Source organism: Serratia grimesii, assembly GCF_900186025.1.
GTDB classification, from domain to species: Bacteria; Pseudomonadota; Gammaproteobacteria; order Enterobacterales; family Enterobacteriaceae; genus Serratia; species Serratia grimesii.
This window is the reverse complement of the sequence record NZ_LT883155.1, coordinates 3,311,289-3,329,629: the sequence shown is the minus strand read 5'-3', so window position 1 is coordinate 3,329,629 and position 18,341 is coordinate 3,311,289. Positions and strand designations below refer to the sequence as shown.

At 50.9% G+C, this 18,341-nt stretch carries 16 protein-coding genes and 1 tRNA gene; 8 read left to right on the top strand and 9 right to left on the bottom strand.

All coding sequences use genetic code 11. The features are described from left to right. Nucleotides 1–122: 122 nt before the first annotated feature. Nucleotides 123–1,010 carry an NmrA family NAD(P)-binding protein gene (locus SGBXF1_RS15750; protein WP_186427143.1) on the bottom strand — a complete coding sequence of 296 codons (888 nt, stop codon included), beginning with the start codon at nucleotides 1,008–1,010 and terminating at the stop codon, nucleotides 123–125. Between the two features lie 140 nt (nucleotides 1,011–1,150). Here SGBXF1_RS15750 and SGBXF1_RS15745 point away from each other — a divergent pair, with 140 nt between their 5' ends. Together SGBXF1_RS15745 and SGBXF1_RS15740 are read left to right on the top strand one after the other, a co-directional pair. Beyond that, complete coding sequence (locus tag SGBXF1_RS15745; protein WP_186427142.1) at nucleotides 1,151–2,083, top strand: LysR family transcriptional regulator; 933 nt, start codon at nucleotides 1,151–1,153, stop codon at nucleotides 2,081–2,083. Between the two features lie 388 nt (nucleotides 2,084–2,471). Continuing rightward, a complete protein-coding gene (locus tag SGBXF1_RS15740) occupies nucleotides 2,472–3,092 on the top strand; it encodes a LysE family translocator (protein WP_061806638.1) in 621 nt (206 codons plus the stop codon). 60 nt (nucleotides 3,093–3,152) lie between these two features. Here SGBXF1_RS15740 and SGBXF1_RS15735 read toward each other — a convergent pair whose 3' ends face one another. After that, nucleotides 3,153–3,791: a TetR/AcrR family transcriptional regulator gene (locus SGBXF1_RS15735; RefSeq protein ID WP_186427141.1), complete on the bottom strand. Its 639-nt coding sequence runs from the start codon at nucleotides 3,789–3,791 to the stop codon at nucleotides 3,153–3,155. Between the two features lie 109 nt (nucleotides 3,792–3,900). On the opposite strand from SGBXF1_RS15735, the gene SGBXF1_RS15730 reads away from it, so the two are divergent. The 5 genes from SGBXF1_RS15730 to SGBXF1_RS15710 are packed head-to-tail and all read left to right on the top strand — an operon-like array spanning nucleotide 3,901 to nucleotide 10,446. Further along, complete coding sequence (locus SGBXF1_RS15730; protein ID WP_238320976.1) at nucleotides 3,901–4,926, top strand: HlyD family secretion protein; 1,026 nt, start codon at nucleotides 3,901–3,903, stop codon at nucleotides 4,924–4,926. Further along, nucleotides 4,913–6,694 carry an ATP-binding cassette domain-containing protein gene (locus SGBXF1_RS15725; RefSeq protein WP_186427140.1) on the top strand — a complete coding sequence of 594 codons (1,782 nt, stop codon included), beginning with the start codon at nucleotides 4,913–4,915 and terminating at the stop codon, nucleotides 6,692–6,694. Before SGBXF1_RS15730 ends, SGBXF1_RS15725 begins: the two co-directional genes overlap by 14 nt. Further along, complete coding sequence (locus tag SGBXF1_RS15720) at nucleotides 6,687–7,814, top strand: ABC transporter permease (RefSeq protein WP_186427139.1); 1,128 nt, start codon at nucleotides 6,687–6,689, stop codon at nucleotides 7,812–7,814. Before SGBXF1_RS15725 ends, SGBXF1_RS15720 begins: the two co-directional genes overlap by 8 nt. Before the next feature lie 3 nt (nucleotides 7,815–7,817). Continuing rightward, complete coding sequence (locus SGBXF1_RS15715) at nucleotides 7,818–8,936, top strand: ABC transporter permease (protein WP_186427138.1); 1,119 nt, start codon at nucleotides 7,818–7,820, stop codon at nucleotides 8,934–8,936. 13 nt (nucleotides 8,937–8,949) lie between these two features. Then, nucleotides 8,950–10,446: an efflux transporter outer membrane subunit gene (locus tag SGBXF1_RS15710; RefSeq protein WP_186427137.1), complete on the top strand. Its 1,497-nt coding sequence runs from the start codon at nucleotides 8,950–8,952 to the stop codon at nucleotides 10,444–10,446. A 334-nt stretch (nucleotides 10,447–10,780) separates the two neighbouring features. Here the strand turns inward: SGBXF1_RS15710 and SGBXF1_RS15705 are convergent, their stop codons facing one another. From SGBXF1_RS15705 to SGBXF1_RS15690, 4 genes are all read right to left on the bottom strand, one after another. Continuing rightward, complete coding sequence (locus SGBXF1_RS15705) at nucleotides 10,781–11,812, bottom strand: methionine synthase (protein ID WP_186427136.1); 1,032 nt, start codon at nucleotides 11,810–11,812, stop codon at nucleotides 10,781–10,783. A 27-nt stretch (nucleotides 11,813–11,839) separates the two neighbouring features. Further along, nucleotides 11,840–12,817: a DUF1852 domain-containing protein gene (locus SGBXF1_RS15700; RefSeq protein WP_130381324.1), complete on the bottom strand. Its 978-nt coding sequence runs from the start codon at nucleotides 12,815–12,817 to the stop codon at nucleotides 11,840–11,842. A gap of 347 nt (nucleotides 12,818–13,164) precedes the next feature. Beyond that, nucleotides 13,165–13,863, bottom strand: coding sequence for an RluA family pseudouridine synthase (locus SGBXF1_RS15695; protein ID WP_186427135.1), 699 nt, complete (start codon nucleotides 13,861–13,863; stop codon nucleotides 13,165–13,167). Between the two features lie 140 nt (nucleotides 13,864–14,003). After that, nucleotides 14,004–14,079: transfer RNA gene (locus tag SGBXF1_RS15690), tRNA-Asn, on the bottom strand. Between the two features lie 353 nt (nucleotides 14,080–14,432). Between SGBXF1_RS15690 and nac the strand changes: the two genes are divergently transcribed. Next, nucleotides 14,433–15,356, top strand: coding sequence for a nitrogen assimilation transcriptional regulator NAC (gene nac / locus SGBXF1_RS15685; protein WP_130381322.1), 924 nt, complete (start codon nucleotides 14,433–14,435; stop codon nucleotides 15,354–15,356). Here the strand turns inward: nac and SGBXF1_RS15680 are convergent, their stop codons facing one another. The 3 genes from SGBXF1_RS15680 to SGBXF1_RS15670 all read right to left on the bottom strand — a co-directional run bounded on the left by SGBXF1_RS15680 (nucleotide 15,357) and on the right by SGBXF1_RS15670 (nucleotide 18,238). Further along, a complete protein-coding gene (locus tag SGBXF1_RS15680; protein WP_186427134.1) occupies nucleotides 15,357–15,509 on the bottom strand; it encodes a hypothetical protein in 153 nt (50 codons plus the stop codon). It abuts the gene before it with no gap. A gap of 44 nt (nucleotides 15,510–15,553) precedes the next feature. After that, complete coding sequence (locus SGBXF1_RS15675; protein ID WP_037417413.1) at nucleotides 15,554–16,471, bottom strand: bestrophin family protein; 918 nt, start codon at nucleotides 16,469–16,471, stop codon at nucleotides 15,554–15,556. Between the two features lie 306 nt (nucleotides 16,472–16,777). Continuing rightward, nucleotides 16,778–18,238 (bottom strand): AMP nucleosidase, encoded by a 1,461-nt coding sequence (locus SGBXF1_RS15670; protein WP_186427133.1) that lies wholly within the window; start codon nucleotides 18,236–18,238, stop codon nucleotides 16,778–16,780. Between the last annotated feature and the right edge of the window lie 103 nt (nucleotides 18,239–18,341).

The following is an 18,341-nucleotide window of genomic DNA, read 5'->3' as shown; positions in this document are numbered from 1 at the left end:
GAATGCATAATCTTTATGTTTAATTCAGTGAGTAAGAGGTGGGATCAAACGGTGGGATGAGTGTACATAAAGGCCCGTTCGGGTTTGAGCGAAGGGGCCTGATAATGGCGTACTAGTAAATTTTAATAGGCAAAAGCGGCCCGGTGCTTGCGAATAAACGCAGGCCAGCGCACAGGCTCTCTGCCTGCTATTTCCGGGAAGTTATCAAACGTTTCCTCGACGCCGGGAATATCACGTTCGGCAATGCGCCGCAGGTTGTCACCCACGCAATTCATATAAGCCATTTCGGCTCCGGATTGCCGCATATTCTCGAGGAAAACGCGGTGATCATGTGCTTCATAGCGGAACGATTGGCCTAGTATTTCGGTCATCATGGCAGCGATCTCGCCATAAGACTTGGCGTCATAACCCAGACGATAAGTTTTGCCCGCGTGTTTTTCAGGATGCAGCAGTGAATAGGCCGCTGCCAGCGCAACGTCTTCACCATCCACCCAACTGAAAGGGGCATCGCCGGTGTATTGCTCAATGACGCCGTTGACGACCGCCGGAACACCGCCGTAGCCGATCAGATTTTGCATAAAGCACTCTGGCCGTAAATGCGTGAAGGAGAAATCTAAGGCTTCAATATAACGTTCTATCAGTTGATGCCAGGCCCAGTGTGCAATAGTGGTATCGTCACGGCCGCAGGCGCCCAGGTGCACAATATGCTGCACGCCTGCATGTTTTGCCTTGTCGAGAAACACTTTGCTCTGACGCAACATGTCGACGGTGTAACCGGTTGCCAGAAAGACACGGTCAATGCTGTGTAGCGCGGGCGCCAGCGTGTCTTCTTTATCAAAATCCATAATGACAGTGCGAATACCTTGAGCCTCAAAAGGCGCAGCTTTTTGCGATGAACGCACGGCAGCGACCAGAGTGATGGAAGGGTCCGTCTGGAGAATACGCAGAGTATCACCGCCTATCTGGCCGGTGGCACCGGTAATCAGCACCCTGGGTTTCGTTATGCTCATGAATAAACTCCTTTTGTTTATAACTGAATAAGGCATGGGTCTAATGCCTGGCGATAGAGAGGAGTTTACTGAGAAAAATATTCCTATTTAGGCTATAAATTACCAAGTTTATGGAATTAAATTCATCAATTTGGTGGGCTATGTATTCTTCAGAAAGACTGAAAGGTATCGACTTGTTTGTCTGTGTGGCGGACATGGGCAGCTTTACTGCCGCCGCAGAACGTATGAATTTGACCAGCTCTGCTATCAGTAAAGGCATTGCACGTTTAGAAGCGCGTTTGCAGGTTAGGTTGTTTCACCGCACCACGCGGCGATTGTCACTGACTGATGCGGGGGTAACGTTTTATCGCACGTGCACCGGCGTGCTTGGCGAACTGGAGGAGGCGGAACTCTCAATACAGGCCGAAAACGCCCAACCACAGGGGAAAGTGCGTGTTGATCTGCCTGCTTCCTATGGCCGTCTGCATGCATTGCCGGTGATCCTGAAGCTGATTGAGGATCACCCGTTGTTGATGCCGCATATCTCCTTTTCTGATCGCTTTGTTGATCCTGTAAGAGAAGGTATCGACATCATCGTACGTATCGGTGGCGCTGATATTTGGCCAAATACCTTGGGGCATTGTTATCTGGGGGCACAACGGCATATTTTTTGTGCTTCACCGGCCTACGTGAAAAAGCGGGGTACACCAGAAACCGAGCAGGATTTAGAAAATCACAGCTGCGTGGTTTACGGTGAAGGAAACGGTCTGCCCACGCCCTGGCATTTTGCCGGAGTGCAACCCAACAGCAGCGAGAAAAAGGTGTTACCCGCACGGGTGGCGATCGGCGATGCAGAAGGGCAGCTCACCGCGGTATTGGCCGGGCACGGCATTGCACAATTGCCCACCTGGTTGGTGAAGCGACAGCTTGAAGAGGGTACCTTGGTTGAAGTGTTACCCCATCTGGCCACCGATGGTCTGCCGATTAATTTGGCTTGGCTCAAAAGCCGTCAGGCATTGCCTAAAGTCCGTGCATTGCTAAAGATCCTGACCGACAATCTGGGCCCATCAGGCAGTAGGCTGGGCCATTTTTGAAGTGGTGATGACTATTAATTCTTTGAAAAATAGTAAAAATTAAGGTTTTTCTTCCATGAAAGGTTACTCCTCGGCATGAATAAAAACTACGGCGGTATGTTGTAGTGGCAATCCAAAGGCCCTTGTTATTGTGTTGGTAGTTATGTGTTGGTTGTTAATGCAAAAAGGGGACATTACTAACAGCACGGGGGGGTGATAAATAGGGCGCAGATTATCTTGGTGGTTCAAAATCGCAGGACTTTAATGCAGCACACCACATTCCTTTGATGAAATAAGAAAAGCCGTGACCCGGAGAAGTAAGCTTTATACGATGTGTTCGTAAAGTGAAAGGGGCTGGAATCCATAATCCAGCACGCATACGTAATTTTAATGACCTGGAGATTGTGCTATGTCCGTTATGGACGCGCTTCTGGCGTTTAGTTTTGCCGCTGTACTGTTGACCTTAACACCGGGCCTGGATACCGCACTGGTATTAAGAACGGCGACTGTTGAAGGCAGAAAACAGGCCGTTCATGCTGCGCTTGGTATCAGTGTCGGCTGTTTAATATGGGGGGCAGCGGTAGCCTTCGGGTTGGGTGCACTTATCGCTGTTTCAGAACTTGCTTATGACATTCTAAAGTACTGCGGCGCAGCTTATCTGACATGGCTAGGCATAAATATGTTGCTGCGTCCAAGGAAGCAATTTGCAGTCGCAGCTACTTCCGGAAAGCCTGCTTCAAACTGGTTCTTGAAAGGCATTCTCGGTAATGCCCTGAATCCTAAAGTGGGTATCTTTTATGTTTCTTTTTTACCCCAATTTATACCACAGGGGCATTCACCCGTTATCTGGACTTTTGCGCTGGTGAGTATTCATATGGCGATTGGTATTACCTGGTCAATGATGTTGATTGGTGCAACGCGTCCGCTGGCATCCCTGCTGCAAAAAGAGAAAGTGATCCGTTGGCTGGATCGTACAACAGGTATGATTTTTCTGTTATTTGCAGCCCGACTGGCGTTCAGTAAGCGCTAAACAACCTTTTAAAAAGAACGCGGCCAGTTAACCGATGACGATTAACTATTCCTGAATCAATCAGCTTGGTTTGTTCTCACGTATAGCTTTTAATCCGGCCAGAGAGAAAAGTTTGAAATGCGTCGTGAGCACTTTCGTTTGCATCGCGACGATTTCCTTCACAGGTCCTGGTATACGATTACCCGCCACCATCAGCATCATACAGGGTGCAACTACACTCAGCATGCAAGGGAGCAAGCGGGGATCTTCTGCTGAGAGACCTGCTGCTTCACCCACAATCCGCCTTACCGACTGAATCTTTCCAGCACCTTCAGCATTAATAAAATCACCGAGTTGTGCTGATGGAGACAACATCTCACGTGCAAACACTCTGCCATGCCAGTCATCCGGATTGCTCAGTTTTGACAGAAACGTTTCCAGAAAAATGCCTAACTTATCTTCTGCGGGTAGCTCAGATGCAGCAAGTCGTGCGAGTTGCTCACCATCCAGATAATGGTGATGGGCATGTGTCAGTACAGCGAGATATAACCCGTCACGACCACCAAAGTGATAGTTGATTGCAGCCAGATCAACACTGGCTTTTTTAGCAATTTCTTTGTTAGTGGTCTGTGCAAATCCCTTTTCTGCGATCAGCTCTCCTGCTGCTTCGAGGATGCTTTCCCGGGTGATATTCCCATCGCTTCGGCGCGCTCTGCTCATAATCCACAACTTCCAGATAAGTTAATTCGACAAGAAGGGTTTATTATTACACAATTAAAGTTTAAATTGAATTTAAACTAAGTATCTCAGGGAACATCAGGACATTTTTATGATGAATAAAAAAATCATCGCCGGGGTAGTTGTTGTGGCTCTTATCATTGCCGTGGCGACTTTCTGGCTGGTTGGTCGTCACGATGGAGATAAGCGTCACTTGACGCTGCATGGAAATGTCGACATTCGCCAGGTCTCACTGGCATTTGAAGACAGCGGCCGTATCAGCACGCTCACTGTCGATGAGGGCGATCAGGTTCGTGCCGGACAGGTTATCGCCACACTGGATACTCGTGCGCTGAAAATTCAGGAGCAGCAGGCCCAGGCGCAGCTAGATGCGCAGAAGCAAACGGTGCGTGAACAGCAGGCTGGGGCACGGCCTGAAGAACTGGCTCAGGCCCGAGCCCAATTGTCCTCGGCACAGGCCCAATTACAAAAAGCAACCGAAGACATCAGCCGCATTCAACGCATTTCCGCCAGCACAGGAGGAAAGGGGGTCAGTAAGCAGGAACTGGACACGGCCCGCAGTAATCTCCGTATCGCCCAGGCTAACGTGAAAGAGCGTCAGGCCAGCCTGACGTTGATGGAAAAAGGTGTGCGCTCAGAGCAACGTGAAGCTTCCGTTGCGCAGGTTCGCGCTACCGAGGCACAGCTGGCGTTGATGCAATACCATCTCTCGCAGGCAGAATTACGTTCTCCTGTAGATGCAGTGGTCCGGGCACGTCTTCAGGAACCCGGTGACATGACCGGTCCACAAAAAGCGGTCTATACCCTGGCTCTTAGCAAGCCGAAATGGGTCCGCGTATGGCTGAATGAAGGTGATCTGGGGCGTGTGAAATCTGGCATGCCGGCAGAGGTCTTCACTGATTCATTTCCGGATAAACCAGTAACTGGCAAAGTTGGGTTCATTTCATCTGTGGCTGAGTTCACGCCAAAATCTGTCCAGACTGAAGATCTGCGAACCAATCTGGTATTTGAAGTCCGCATTGTCGTTGACGACCCTGATAACGTTCTGCGTATGGGGCAACCCGCAACGGTGACTATCAATACTCAGCCAGAGAATCAGCGCGATGCCAGTAACTGATAATCAGCATGTCGTCATTGCACACGACTTGGTGCGTCTGTTTCCAGGTGTCACCAAAAATGCTCCTGAAACGCGTGCACTGGATGGCCTGACGCTTAACATTCGTGCTGGGGAGTTGACTGCGCTGGTTGGCCCTGATGGTGCGGGGAAAACCACCTTTCAGCGGCTGATTGCCGGGCTTTATGAACCCAGTTCAGGCAGCTTGACCGTATTGGGCACAGATGTGACCGCAGATCCGCAGTCAGTGCAAAACCGCATAAGTTACATGCCGCAGCGTTTTGGGCTGTATGAGGATCTCAGCGTGCAGGAAAATCTCGATTTGTACGCGGATTTGCATGGCGTTCCCTCGCAGGTCAGACAAGAACGCTTCGAACGACTGCTGTCGATAACCGATTTGACCCGCTTTACGGCGCGCCCAGCCGGAAAGCTCTCAGGTGGTATGAAGCAAAAGCTGGGGTTGGCCTGCACGCTGGTGCGTTCCCCTGATTTGCTGCTGCTTGATGAACCGAGCGTCGGGGTTGATCCTCTCTCTCGTCGTGATCTTTGGAAAATCATCGAACAGCTGGTTAAAGATGAAAAACTGAGCGTTATCATCAGTACCGCCTATATGGACGAGGCCGAGCGCTGCGCGCAAATTTATGTGATGAATCAGGGCAAAATCCTCGCAGAGGGTAAACCTGAAATGCTGCGTCATAAGGCCGCAGGTAGAACATGGTTGGCCGTTCCTGCACAAGGCACTAAATCACGTATTTTACAGGCTCATCTACTCGAAAAGCGCGACGCCATTGCTGATGCAGTACCCAAAGGCGATGCCGTCCGCTTTATCTGCCTATCTGCCGATGATAAAACCACACCGCGTGAAGTGAATGCCACTCCGAGGGAAGCCGAACTGGAAGATGGTTTCATGTTGTTATTGCATCAAGCACAGCAGCACGATTCGACTGCGCCTGGCGGGCCGGTAAAAGCGGAAATGGTCTCCGCACAAAACAGTAATAGCGACAGTGACGAGCCGGTCATCGTCGTGAAAGATCTGGTGCGAAAATTTGGTGATTTCACCGCGGTTGCCAATACCTCTTTTGACGTCAAACGCGGCGAAATCTTCGGCTTGTTAGGGCCGAATGGCGCAGGGAAAACGACCACGTTCCGTATGCTGTGTGGGTTGCTGCCTGCGACCAGCGGGCAACTGGAAGTAGCCGGAATGAACCTGCGCACAGCGCGGGCGAAAGCGCGTGCCCGTATTGGCTACGTCTCGCAGAAATTTGCCCTTTACGGCAACCTCAGCGTACGGGACAACCTGACTTTCTTTGGGGGAGCGTATGGCCTGTCTGGTGAAAAACTGAACCGCCAGATAGAGGCTTCTCTGAAGCAATTTGAACTGAGTCCAGATGCCATTAGCGGTGAACTGCCTGGAGGATTCAAACAGCGTTTATCCATGGCAGTAGCTTTGTTGCATGAACCGGAAATTGTTTTTCTCGATGAGCCGACCAGCGGTATCGATCCACTGGCGCGGCGTCTGTTCTGGTACACCATTGGCGAACTGGCGAACAAAGGCATCACTATTATCGTCACAACGCATTTTATGGAGGAGGCCGAATATTGCGACAGGATTGCGATTCAGGATGCGGGAAAGCTGCTGGCGTTGGGTACGCCTAAAGAAGTCCGTCAGCTCGCAGGACTTGACCATACAGCAGACATGAATACTGCCTTTATTGCCATTGTCGAAAATTCCCGTGCTCAGGTGGCTCAAAAGGAGCTCAGCAATGAATGATTCAACGTTCCTTCGTCGTCTGATCTCGCTGACTCGCAAAGAAACCCGCCAGTTGATACGCGATAAAAGCAACCTTGCGGTCGGGTTTCTACTGCCCATCGTGCTGATCTTGCTGTTTGGTTACGGCGTCTCTTTTGATCTGAGCACGGCGCGTGTCGCGGTGGTGCAGGAGCAGCATACCACTCAGAGCCATCAGGTCCTTACCGCATTACAGGGCAGTCGTTATCTCTCCGTGCAGGAGTACCCGAGCCTCGTTGCTGCGCAGGCAGCACTTCAGAAAGATGAGATTGATGCCATTGTTCGGATTCCTTCAGACTATGCCGAAAGCACGGCGTCGGGAAATGGCACATTGCAGGTATTGCTCAACGGGGCTGTCACCAGCGTTGCCTCTGCGGCACAGAGCTATATCACCGGTGCATTGGGTACGCAGACGGCGATTGAGTCTGACAGACAAAATCTCGCGTCAACGACAGGCACGGTATCCATTGAACAACGCATGTGGTTCAACGAAGCCGGGATCAGTACTTGGTTTATTGTGCCGGGGATCCTCGTCCTCATCTTGACGCTGATTGGGGCATTTCTTACCGGACTGCTGATTGCCCGTGAGCGTGAGCGGGGAACACTTGAAGCCTTGTTTGTTACACCCGTTCGCCCACTGGAACTGGTGTTGGCCAAACTTGCACCTTATATGGTGATTGGCACTGTCGATCTCGTTATCTGCCTGCTTGCTGCGCATTACCTGTTTGCGATCCCAATCAGAGGCTCTCTCTTCGCCATCATTACGTCTTCACTACTGTATTTGTTGGTCTCGCTGGGGATGGGGTTGACCATATCAGGCTTCGCGCCAAGCCAGTTTTTGGCCAGCCAGATTGCATTGATTGCGAGTTTTATGCCTGCGATGATGCTATCTGGTTTTGTGTTTGATATCCGTAACTTACCGATAGTCGTTCAGGTTGTCAGTCAGATTTTACCCGCAACCCATTTCATGTCACTTATCAAGACGCTGTTTCTGGGTGGTGATGACTGGCCGATGTTTTTCCGCCAATGCGGCATCCTGCTGCTCTATGCGGTTATCCTGATTAATGCCTCACGGCTTTCCCTTCGCAAACGGCTGAGGTAGCGCATGATATCTGAATTCCAACAATGGCTGCGGCACATCAGCTTTCTGATAAGAAAAGAAATCCTGACCATTGTCAAAGAACCCGCCAACAGAGTGATCCTGATTGCTCCCGTTTTTATGCAGGCATTACTGTTCGGCTACGCGGCAACCTATGATGTTAACCACGTAGACTATGCTGTACTGGATCAAAGCCGGGGTCAGGCTTCAACACAAATTATTTCGCACTTGGACGGGACTGGCGTATTTAACCGAACCGCCACGCTGACGTCAGCCTCGCAAATTCAGCAGGTGGTAATGGACGGGAAAGCCTTGATGGTACTGACATTCCCACCTGATTTTGAAAATAAGCTTAACCAGGGACTGACGTCACCATTGCAGGTGATCCTCGATGGCCGTAATTCCTCTACCGCAGGTGCGGCAGCAGGATATATCAGCGCGGTGGTCAACGACTTTAACCAGCGCAGGACAGGCAACCTTTCACCGATAAATGTTGAGGTCCGCGCCTGGTATAATCCGAATCTTGAGTCTCGATGGGGATTGATGCCCACGCTGATTGCGGCAATCAGTATGATGCAGACGTTGTTGTTGTCGGCTCTTTCGGTCGCCAGAGAACGGGAGCAGGGGACCTTTGACCAACTTCTGGTCACACCCTTTACGCCCATGCAGTTGCTAATTGGCAAAGCCATCCCACCGGTGTTGGTTGGGTTGGTGCAATCGACAATCATCCTCTTGGTCATATTATTCTGGTTCCAGATCCCAATGAACGGGTCGCTGTTTCTTCTCTATTTCGGGCTGCTCAGTTTCAATATTGCAGCTGTCGGTCTGGGGCTGTCGATTTCAGCGGTTTCCATCAACATGCAACAGGCCATGTTGTACACCTTCTTACTCATCATGCCGCTCATGTTGCTTTCCGGATTGCTAACTCCTGTGCAAACCATGCCTGCGGTGCTTGATACCCTGACCTATGCTAATCCACTGCGTTTTGCCATTGATCTTGTGCGGCGGGTCTATCTCGAAGGCGCTGGGTTTAGCGACGTCGCCTTTGATTTTATTCCCATGATAGCCATGGCACTTATCACCATGCCGTTGGCCGCGTGGCTGTTTCGTAACCGACTCTACTGATGCAGGGATCCAGATGAATAACCGTTTTTCACTTTTCAATCGTCATGCATTATCCGCGCTGGCGGCGATGACTGCACTGACTCTCATCAGTGGTTGTACAGTTGGTCCGGATTTCCAAAAGCCAAAGGCAGATGCACCAACAGACTGGACAACCTGGCGCAGCGGTGATGCCGCGTTGCATACGCTACCAGGAGGGAACGCCGTTTCAGATAACCAGTGGTGGAAACGCTATAACGATCCTGTACTTGATGCACTGGTTACCAAAGCCTTATCGGCGAGCCCGGATATTCGCACCGCAACGTTGCGATTTGCTAGCGCCCGTGCACAGCAGCAGATAACCGCTTCGCAGCAAACTCCAACTGTGAACGCCACTGGCAGTGTCACCCGGATCCAGCAAAGCGAGAACAGCCCTTCAACGCGAGCTCTGAAAGAAGCGCTGCCCAACCCGGATGAACTCATACAGCTGATGGCTGCGCCGTCGAACTGGTATCAAGGTGGGCTGGATTTCTCATGGGAAATCGATCTGTGGGGGCATGTACGCCGCGCAATAGAAGCTTCTGACGCGGATGTTCAATCCCAGAAAGCGATGCTGGAGCTGGCAAGGCTGAGTATTGTCGGTGATGTGGTGAATAACTATTACAACTTGCGTGGCATTCAGCAGCAAATCATGCTCGCCAAACAGGATGAAAAAGCGCTGGATGAACGCCTTTCTCTGATTCAGGCACGAACAGAGGGTGGAGAGCTGGATGAGACCAGCCAGGAAAGACAGCGCAGTGAACTGGCTGCCACCCGAGCGAACCTGATCGACCTTCAGGCACAAGAAGGTGTGGCAATGAACCAGCTCCTCTTGCTGTTGGACGAACGGCCGGGTGCGCTGCAACAGCAGCTGCAATATCACGCGGACAGCTTAAAACCGGGTAATTTGCCACCATTGCATATGGGTATTCCGTCCGAAGTGGCACTCAACCGACCTGACATCCGGGCTGCAGAAGCCAATCTTCATGCGGCAACGGCGAGAATTGGTGTAGCGGAAGCCGAACTTTACCCGAGTATTACATTGGGCGCACGAATTGGTATGGATACCTACAGTGCGGATAACTTTACTGAGTGGGGCAGCCGCAGCTGGTCAGTAGGACCGAGCCTGAATCTGCCCTTGTTTGACCGAGGACGTCGTAAAGCGACGGTGGTTTTACGGGAAACCGATCAACAGCAGGCTGCAGTCGATTACCACAAAACAGTTCTGAAGGCGTGGCAGGAAATTGATGATGCTTTAAGTCGTTATGCAGCGGCGCAGCAAAAATTAAACGAGCAGCAGATTCGCGCGGACAGTGCCGGACAGGCACTGAAGCTAATCCAGGCACGTTACGATGGCGGACTTAGCAATTTTATCGATGTGTTGGATGCACAGCGCAGCAATATCCAGGCAAGGCAGGCGCTGGCCATGAGCCAACGAGATGTCATGACGGCATGGGCGGCAGTGAATCGCGCTGTCGGTAATTATCCGCGCTGAGTAACAACGGATTCAGAAACCATCAAAGATGAAGTCATTCGCATTTTTGATGGCTTTCCGGTGTGTTAATTAGTCTATAACTTTATTAAAACGATAGAGTTTCGGCGTTCTAGAGGAGCACACCCTTTATTCGACCATATAAGAAATCGTGAACTTCTGCTGTTTGCTGCTAAGCAGCCCGATGTCATCTGGACTGCTCAGTGGCAAAGTAGACATTATTCAAAATACAAACGCACTAAACAACTTCGCACTTTATCGTTCCACATTAGTCAGGTTGTGCTGTACGCCTAACACCCTGGGGATTTCCTTTAGATAGACCGAATATTTAGCGATGTTATTTCGTTGAGAGTTCTCTGCGGATGATCTCTGCACCCGCGCTTAAGGCATTGAGTTTGCCTGTGGCAACCTGACGAGACAAGGGAGCCATGCCACAGTTGGTAGAAGGATAGAGTTTATCGGCATCTACAAACTGAAGTGCTTTACGCAATGTATTGGCGACTTCTTCTGGTGTCTCTATGGTGTTGGTTGCCACATCAATGGCCCCAACCATTACTTTTTTACCGCGAATAAGTTCAAGCAGATCCATTGGGACATGCGAGTTATGGCATTCCAGTGAGATTATATCGATATTAGATGTTTGCAGTTTTGGGAAAGCTTCTTCATATTGTCGCCACTCTGATCCCAACGTCTTTTTCCAATCGGTATTGGCCTTGATACCATATCCATAGCAGATATGCACAGCCGTTTCACATTTAAGTCCTTCAATGGCTTTTTCTAACGCGGCGATCCCCCAATCGTTCACCTCATCAAAAAATACGTTAAAGGCAGGCTCATCGAACTGAATAATATCGACGCCAGCAGCTTCTAATTCTTTTGCCTCTTGATTGAGAATTTTTGCAAACTCCCACGCAAGCTTTTCGCGGCTCTTATAGTGACTATCATAGAGCGTATCGATCATCGTCATAGGCCCTGGCAGGGCCCATTTAATAGGCTGCTTGGTGAGCTGACGTAAAAATTTGGCATCTTCGACAAAAACAGGTTTTTGACGCGCCACAGAACCTACGACGGTCGGTACACTTGCATCATAACGATTACGAATTTTAACGACCTGACGTTTCTCAAAGTCAACGCCGCTGAGGTGCTCAATAAACGTAGTGACAAAGTGTTGTCGCGTTTGCTCGCCATCACTGACAATGTCAATGCCTGCCCGCAGTTGGTCTTCCAGGGACAAACGCAGTGCATCTTGTTTCCCCTCAATTAATTCTTCATTTTGCAATTTCCAAGGGGACCAAAGTGTCTCTGGTTGTGCAAGCCAGGAAGGTTTAGGCAAACTGCCAGCAGTTGAAGTGGGAAGTAATATTTTCATAATAGATGACCTTTTATTTTCGGTTAATCAAAGAGCGTAGTTAGCGGACCATTGTTCAAGAATATTCTTGTATGGCTTGATGAAGTGCTCTTCAGTAAATTTCCCCTGCTCAATAGCTAACTGGCTGCGTTCTTCCCGGTCATAAACAATTTTTGTTAATGAATGATCCTGATGATTCAGGCTGGGTTGATAGTATTGTCCTGCGGCAGAGTTACTATTGTAGATCTCAGGTCGGTAAATTTTTTGGAAAGTCTCCATCGTGCTGATAGTACTGATAAGCTCAATATCAGTATAATCACTAAGTAAATCACCAGAAAAATAAAAAGCCAAAGGCGCAACGCTATTTTTAGGCATGAAATAACGAACCTGCAACCCCATTTTATTGAAATATTTTTCAGTCAAAGAAGAATCATTCTGCTGATACTCAATGCCTAATACAGGATGCTGGTTCCCCGTCCGGTAATAGGTGTCTTTACTTGAGACACTTAAGCATATTACAGGCGATTTTTTAAAGTTCTCTTTGTACTCATTTGAGTTAACGAAATATTTAAATATGTTCCCATGCAAATCCCCAAAGTTATCTGGAATGTTAAATTGGGGTTGGTTATTATTGTGTTCTAACAGCAATACGCTGAAGTCATAATCTCGTACGTAAGAAGAAAAATTATTCCCCACAATACCTTCAATACGCTCGTTGTTTTTCTTATCAATAATATTTGTTTTTAATATTTCAATCACTGGGAAGGTATTGCCATTGCCTTCAATACTCATCTCAACGGAAATGATTTCAAGTTCGACAGAATAGCGATCGCTCTTGGGGTTATCCCAATTGGCTAATGAATTGAACCGATTATCAATCATCACCAAAGTATTGCGTAAATTCTCCTGACGATTCTTTCCTCGGGCCAAGTTAGCAAAGTTGGTTGTAATACGCGTACCTTCTGAAGGGTTATAGTTTTCATCGAAGGAACTGCGCTTAATCGTAAAGGTAAAATCTTTATTCATCGTAATCTTGCACCCTGGGTTCTGACATGAAAAATGAATTTATTTCTTTATTTTCCAGCGGTTACTGGATTTTTGATTCATCAGTCTTCATGTTGTCAATAAGTTAACATTGCATATTTTATGCCAGAGCCATTAGCGGAGTGAAAGCGACTTAATTTCATTACGACATGAGTCATATTCATGATCTGGGGTAGGGTAGCGGCTGGTATTGTGACAAAAGCCCCTGGCCGACAAGTTTCACATCAGGAATCAAAGGGGGTTGCGCGCTGGGATATGCACGGCAACCATCATCAGAGATACATACTCCGCATAATCACCGGACGTCAGCGGAATTCAGTGAAACGCGTTTAGAACGGGCTGGCATTGTGGGCCTTGATCAGCTCATCGCTGATGGGATGAACAAAATGCAGCTCACTGGCATGCAGCATCAGTCGCGGTGTTTGTTCGGTGCCTGGCACCAGCAGGCCGCCATACAGATCACAGCCTAAAATAGGGTGGCCCAACTGCTGACAGTGGATGCGGAGCTGATGAGTACGTCCGGTTTCCGGGATGAGCTGGACCCGCGTCAATGGCAGTAACGTCCCGTCTTCCAATTCATGGTAAAAGCGTTCAACCACCCGATAGCGGGAGCGAGCGGGTTTACCGTGGATTGCGCAAATTGACATTAGCGGGAACAACGCCGGGTCTTTGGCTATCGCTGCGTCTATTATCCCTTCCTTATCATCCAGATGCCCACAGAGCAATGCGCTGTATACCTTGGTCACCGCACGTTGGCTGAACTGTTGGCAGAGGGCAGCATTGATCGCTTTATTGCGGGCAATTACCATCAGCCCGGACGTACCGAAGTCTAAGCGGTGAACCAAGGTACAGCCAGGGAAGATCTGTACTAATCGGTGGTGTACCGAATCCAGATTTTGCAGATTTTTCCCCGAAAGGCTAAGCAACCCGCTGGGTTTATTGATCAGCACCAGATGCTCGTCCTGATAGAGTGTTTCTATCTCGTCATGGCACGGTGGGGCAATAAAGGTATCGATAATCGTAGACATCAGGCTGCCGGATGGAGAGTGGGAGCGGATAATAACGAATTTTTAGCCTGCTGACGAATGACGACCGTTTTTCGCCGACGATCGGATTTGACGCAAAGCAAAACGCCCGCTTAAGTTTCCTTAAGCGGGCGTCTCTAATATGGCTCCTCTGACTGGACTCGAACCAGTGACATACGGATTAACAGTCCGCCGTTCTACCGACTGAACTACAGAGGAATCGTGTGAACGGGGCGAATAATAGCGGGGTGGCTCTGGCTTGTAAAGCCTGAAAACACCTTGCCGTTTCGTTTGCTGCAAGATTATTCAACCTGCTGCTTTTTATCGCTTTTATTGATGCACTGCTGCGCAGTGATCCAGGGATGGCCATTTGCCACCGTTGCCATGCCTTATGTTGGTGCACACTTTTGTTATTTCCCGTCGCGTCATCTGGCGCTTTTATCGACGACAGCATCATTTTTTCTTATTTTTCCGTCGATTAGTTCATATGCTCTCTTATTGTGTCGGTCTGGCCCAGATCTTGCTGTATTTCTTCCTGTACATACGCAGTTAAGTGGCATGACGGAGGCAATATGAATTTCAGACGTCTGAAGTATTTTGTGAAAATCGTCGACATTGGCAGCCTGACGCAGGCGGCAGAGGTGCTACATATCGCTCAGCCAGCGCTCAGCCAACAATTGGCCACTCTGGAAGGGGAGCTGAAACAGCAACTGCTGATCCGCACCAAGCGTGGCGTGATGCCGACCGAGGCCGGTAACATTCTTTATGCGCATGCCCAAACCATTTTGCGCCAGTGTGAGCAGGCGCAAAGTGCGGTCAACAGTGCCGGACAGGCAATGAGCGGCCATGTATCCGTTGGGTTGGCACCGGGTAGCCTGGCGTCTCAACTGGCCTTGCCGCTGTTGCAGGCGGTGCGCGATCAGCACCCAGGTATTTTGCTCAGTTTGAACGAGAACATCGGTTCAACGTTGGCCGGGCAGGTCGCCAACCAGAACCTGGATATGGCGGTAATTTACGGGACTAAAATGCCCACCGGTTTGCAGGCCACAGCATTGATGCGGGAAGATCTCTATCTGGTGGCGACGCGTGCGGTACCAAACCCCGGCAACAGTGTTGATCTGCTTGATGTCGCGCGGCTGAATTTGTTCTTACCACGCGAGGGTGATGTGGTGCGGAACCAGGTGGATGAAGCCATGGCAGTGCGCAAGCTGGCGGCCAACGTAATTGGTGAAATTGAATCCCCAGGTACCCTGAGCGCGGCTATCGCCAGCGGCCTTGGCGCCACTATTTTGCCGGAGTCGGTGGCGCGCGCGATGATTGGCCCCGCGAAGGCGTGGATGGCACGCATCAATACGCCGTCGTTAAGCGTCCCGTTGTCGTTGTGTATCTCCAGTCAGCAGTCGTTGTCGGCGCCAGCGTTGGTGGTGAAAGAGATTTTACTGTCAATCGCCGCCAGCCGCAGTCAGGAAAAACGCGTGCTGGCGTTGGTGCAGTAATCAGGACAGGCTTTCCCGCTTAAGTTTGCTGATGGCGGGGGCCGCCTGAACCGAGCCTGGTGCTGGTGGTGTCTGGCGTTCCTCCGGGAGCGACAGTGCCAGTGAGAAACCGAAGGTGTTGGAGGGGGTTTTGGTAGAGGATAGCATGCGCATGCCGTTTCAGGCGCGGTCATCACCGCACCTGAAATTGTCGTCAATTAACTGAGTTGATAATGGCTGTCCGGTCGCGCCGCTGGTGGTAAATCGGTTTCGTCGTTCATTTCGCGCAGGTTGATCTCAATGGCGTTGCACATGGCGTTAAGTGGCAGATCGTTAGCGGCGGTGCCGAACGGATCTTCGAGTTCTTCCGCCAGAGAGTCCAGTGAGATGAAGGTATAGGAAATAAAGACCGACACCAATGGCGTCATGTAATGCAGGTCCGGCACCAGTGCGAAAGGCAGCAGCGTGCAGAACAGATATACCGTGCGGTGAACGATCAGGCTATAAGCGAACGGGATCGGCGTATTGGCAATGCGTTCGCAGCCACCGAGGATCTCGGACAGTCGATTGAGGTTCTGATCGATACTGTGAAACAGCATATCTGACAGCTGTGCCGATTGCCGCTTCTCTCCCAGCCATTGCCCCATCATCAACAGCAGACGGTTACAGGGAGAAGTGCTAGTTTCAATCGCCCGTAAATCCGCGTGGGGTAACAGGCGTTGCAGATCGGCGGTGATATCGGTGCCGCGCAGTTGGTGTTTCAGGCAGTAGCTGAACGCCATCAGCAGGGCGGCAAATTCGCGCGCTGCCTCATCCTGCTGAGGCAGCAGGCTTTTGATCTGACGTAGCAGTGAACGCTGGACGATCAACAAGCTGCCCCATAACAGCCGCGCCTCGGTGAATCGGGCATAGCTGACGCTGTTGCGGAACCCGAGGAAGATGGCGATCGCCACGCCCAATAGACTGAAGGGGGCCAGGGTGAGTTTGACGCCCAGATGTTCGTACCACTGAAAACACAGCACGGCAACGATCGACATTGCGATGTTAAGGCTGAGGCGAAACAGAATTTTGGAGAGCACCGAACCGTGCCAGACGAAAAGCCGCCTGAACCAGTGTTGCTGAGGTCTGACAATCATATGAGTGGTAATGACTGGGGAATGGGAGCCGCTGTTGTAACAGATTTGCGGCGTAGACATCAACGGTCTGAGGATGAAAAGTTAAAAAGCCCGCAAAAGCGGGGATGCTGTTCACTTCAGGTTTTTATGCTCAGGCCGAGCAAGGGGCCGTAAGTGCGGCCCCTTACAACCCGCGCCTTCGGCCCCTCCAATGCCGTTCATGACGGTGGCAGCGAAATGAACGGCACTTCTTTCAGTACTGAACTGACAAAGACCGAATAAAAAAAGCGCGACAGGCTTAGCCGATCGGTAGTAGGCCGAAGCGCGTTAGCGGAACGGCGGCTCGTTAAAGGTCCGCAGCTTACGGGAATGCAAGCGATCGCCTTCCGCACGGAGCAAATCAATGGCGCAAATACCGATTTGCAGGTGCTCTGAAATTGCTCCTTCATAAAAGCGGTTGGCTTGGCCTGGTAGCTTGATTTCACTGTGCAGTGGTTTATCCGATACGCACAACAGTGTGCCGTATGGCACCCGGAAACGGTAACCCTGGGCCGCAATTGTGGCACTTTCCATGTCTACGGCGACCGCGCGGCTGAGGTTAAAGCGCAGCGCAGAAGCGGAATAGCGCAGTTCCCAGTTGCGATCGTCGGTGGTCACTACGGTGCCGGTGCGCAGACGTTGTTTAACTTCTTCACCCGGCATACCGCTGACCATTTTGGTGGCGTCATACAACGCACGTTGTACCTCTGCAATGCTGGGGATCGGGATATCCGGTGGTAACACCGAGTCCAGCACATGATCATCACGCAGATAGGCGTGGGCCAATACATAGTCACCAATCGACTGGCTTTCACGCAGACCGCCACAGTGGCCGATCATCAACCAGGCGCTAGGGCGCAGTACCGCCAGATGGTCGCAGATGGTTTTGGCGTTGGACGGACCGACACCAATATTGATCAGTGTGATGCCCTGGCCGGTACGTGAGATCAGATGGTAGGCCGGCATCTGGTGATTTTTCCAGGCCAAGTCAGAAACGGCCTGGTCTGGCGCGGTCGTTTCCGGCGTGATGTAGATGCCACCGGCGCTGGACAGCGCAATATAAGGGCTGGCCGGGTCGGCTATTTCGGCGCAGGCCCAGCGGACAAACTCATCCACGTAGCGGGTGTAGTTGGTGAACAGCACGAAGGGCTGAAAATGCTCCACCGGGGTGCCGGTGTAGTGGCGTAACCGCGCCAGTGAAAAATCGGCCCGTAGCGCGTCGAAATGTGACAGCGGGAAGGTACTGGTGGCGTGGAACAGGCCGTCGGCAGTTTCATCCCCGATTTGCGCCAACTCGGTTGTCGGGAAATGCTGTGCCAGGCTGGCACTCATCGTGCGATCCAACATCAGGTTGGAACCATCAATCACGTAAGGGAACGGAATTTCCTGCTGTGATGGTCTGACGTCAATATGCGCATCGTATTCGCTCGCCAGCATCGTCAACTGCTCGATGAGATAGTGGCGGAAAAGTTGTGGTCGGGTGATGGTGGTGGTGTAGCAACCGGTATGGGTAAAGCGGCCGTAGGCGCGGGTTTTGGTCTGGCCGGGTGATGTGCCGTCCCAGCTAACGCGCAGTTCCGGATAAACAAACAACCCTGTCGTACGGGCCTGTGTGTCGGGTAGGCCGCCGTGACTAATAAAATCCCCCACAGCCTGGCGCAGCGCGGCAACTGAGGCGTCATACAACGCTTCCAGTTTGTCGATCGCCTGAGTGGGGGTGAGGCCGGTGCCGGATTGCTGACTGCTCATACTCTCTCCTTGTTTCTCCCTACTCGTGGTGGGAGGCAGGCGGATATTAATTCACAGCCACAGGTTAGCCGAAGATGGGCACAAAAGCTTTGGAGAAACGGTA

Bases quoted from the DNA above. Each gene is read 5' to 3' on its own strand.
- SGBXF1_RS15750 (WP_186427143.1), bottom strand. From the start codon at position 1,010: ATGAGCATAACGAAACCCAGGGTGCTGATTACCGGTGCCACCGGCCAG.
- SGBXF1_RS15680 (WP_186427134.1), bottom strand. From the start codon at position 15,509: ATGCGCATGCTATCCTCTACCAAAACCCCCTCCAACACCTTCGGTTTC.
- SGBXF1_RS15710 (WP_186427137.1), top strand. From the start codon at position 8,950: ATGAATAACCGTTTTTCACTTTTCAATCGTCATGCATTATCCGCGCTG.
- SGBXF1_RS15705 (WP_186427136.1), bottom strand. From the start codon at position 11,812: ATGAAAATATTACTTCCCACTTCAACTGCTGGCAGTTTGCCTAAACCT.
- SGBXF1_RS15730 (WP_238320976.1), top strand. From the start codon at position 3,901: ATGATGAATAAAAAAATCATCGCCGGGGTAGTTGTTGTGGCTCTTATC.
- SGBXF1_RS15695 (WP_186427135.1), bottom strand. From the start codon at position 13,863: ATGTCTACGATTATCGATACCTTTATTGCCCCACCGTGCCATGACGAG.
- SGBXF1_RS15720 (WP_186427139.1), top strand. From the start codon at position 6,687: ATGAATGATTCAACGTTCCTTCGTCGTCTGATCTCGCTGACTCGCAAA.
- SGBXF1_RS15675 (WP_037417413.1), bottom strand. From the start codon at position 16,471: ATGATTGTCAGACCTCAGCAACACTGGTTCAGGCGGCTTTTCGTCTGG.
- SGBXF1_RS15725 (WP_186427140.1), top strand. From the start codon at position 4,913: ATGCCAGTAACTGATAATCAGCATGTCGTCATTGCACACGACTTGGTG.
- SGBXF1_RS15700 (WP_130381324.1), bottom strand. From the start codon at position 12,817: ATGAATAAAGATTTTACCTTTACGATTAAGCGCAGTTCCTTCGATGAA.
- SGBXF1_RS15670 (WP_186427133.1), bottom strand. From the start codon at position 18,238: ATGAGCAGTCAGCAATCCGGCACCGGCCTCACCCCCACTCAGGCGATC.
- SGBXF1_RS15735 (WP_186427141.1), bottom strand. From the start codon at position 3,791: ATGAGCAGAGCGCGCCGAAGCGATGGGAATATCACCCGGGAAAGCATC.
- nac (WP_130381322.1), top strand. From the start codon at position 14,433: ATGAATTTCAGACGTCTGAAGTATTTTGTGAAAATCGTCGACATTGGC.
- SGBXF1_RS15715 (WP_186427138.1), top strand. From the start codon at position 7,818: ATGATATCTGAATTCCAACAATGGCTGCGGCACATCAGCTTTCTGATA.
- SGBXF1_RS15740 (WP_061806638.1), top strand. From the start codon at position 2,472: ATGTCCGTTATGGACGCGCTTCTGGCGTTTAGTTTTGCCGCTGTACTG.
- SGBXF1_RS15745 (WP_186427142.1), top strand. From the start codon at position 1,151: ATGTATTCTTCAGAAAGACTGAAAGGTATCGACTTGTTTGTCTGTGTG.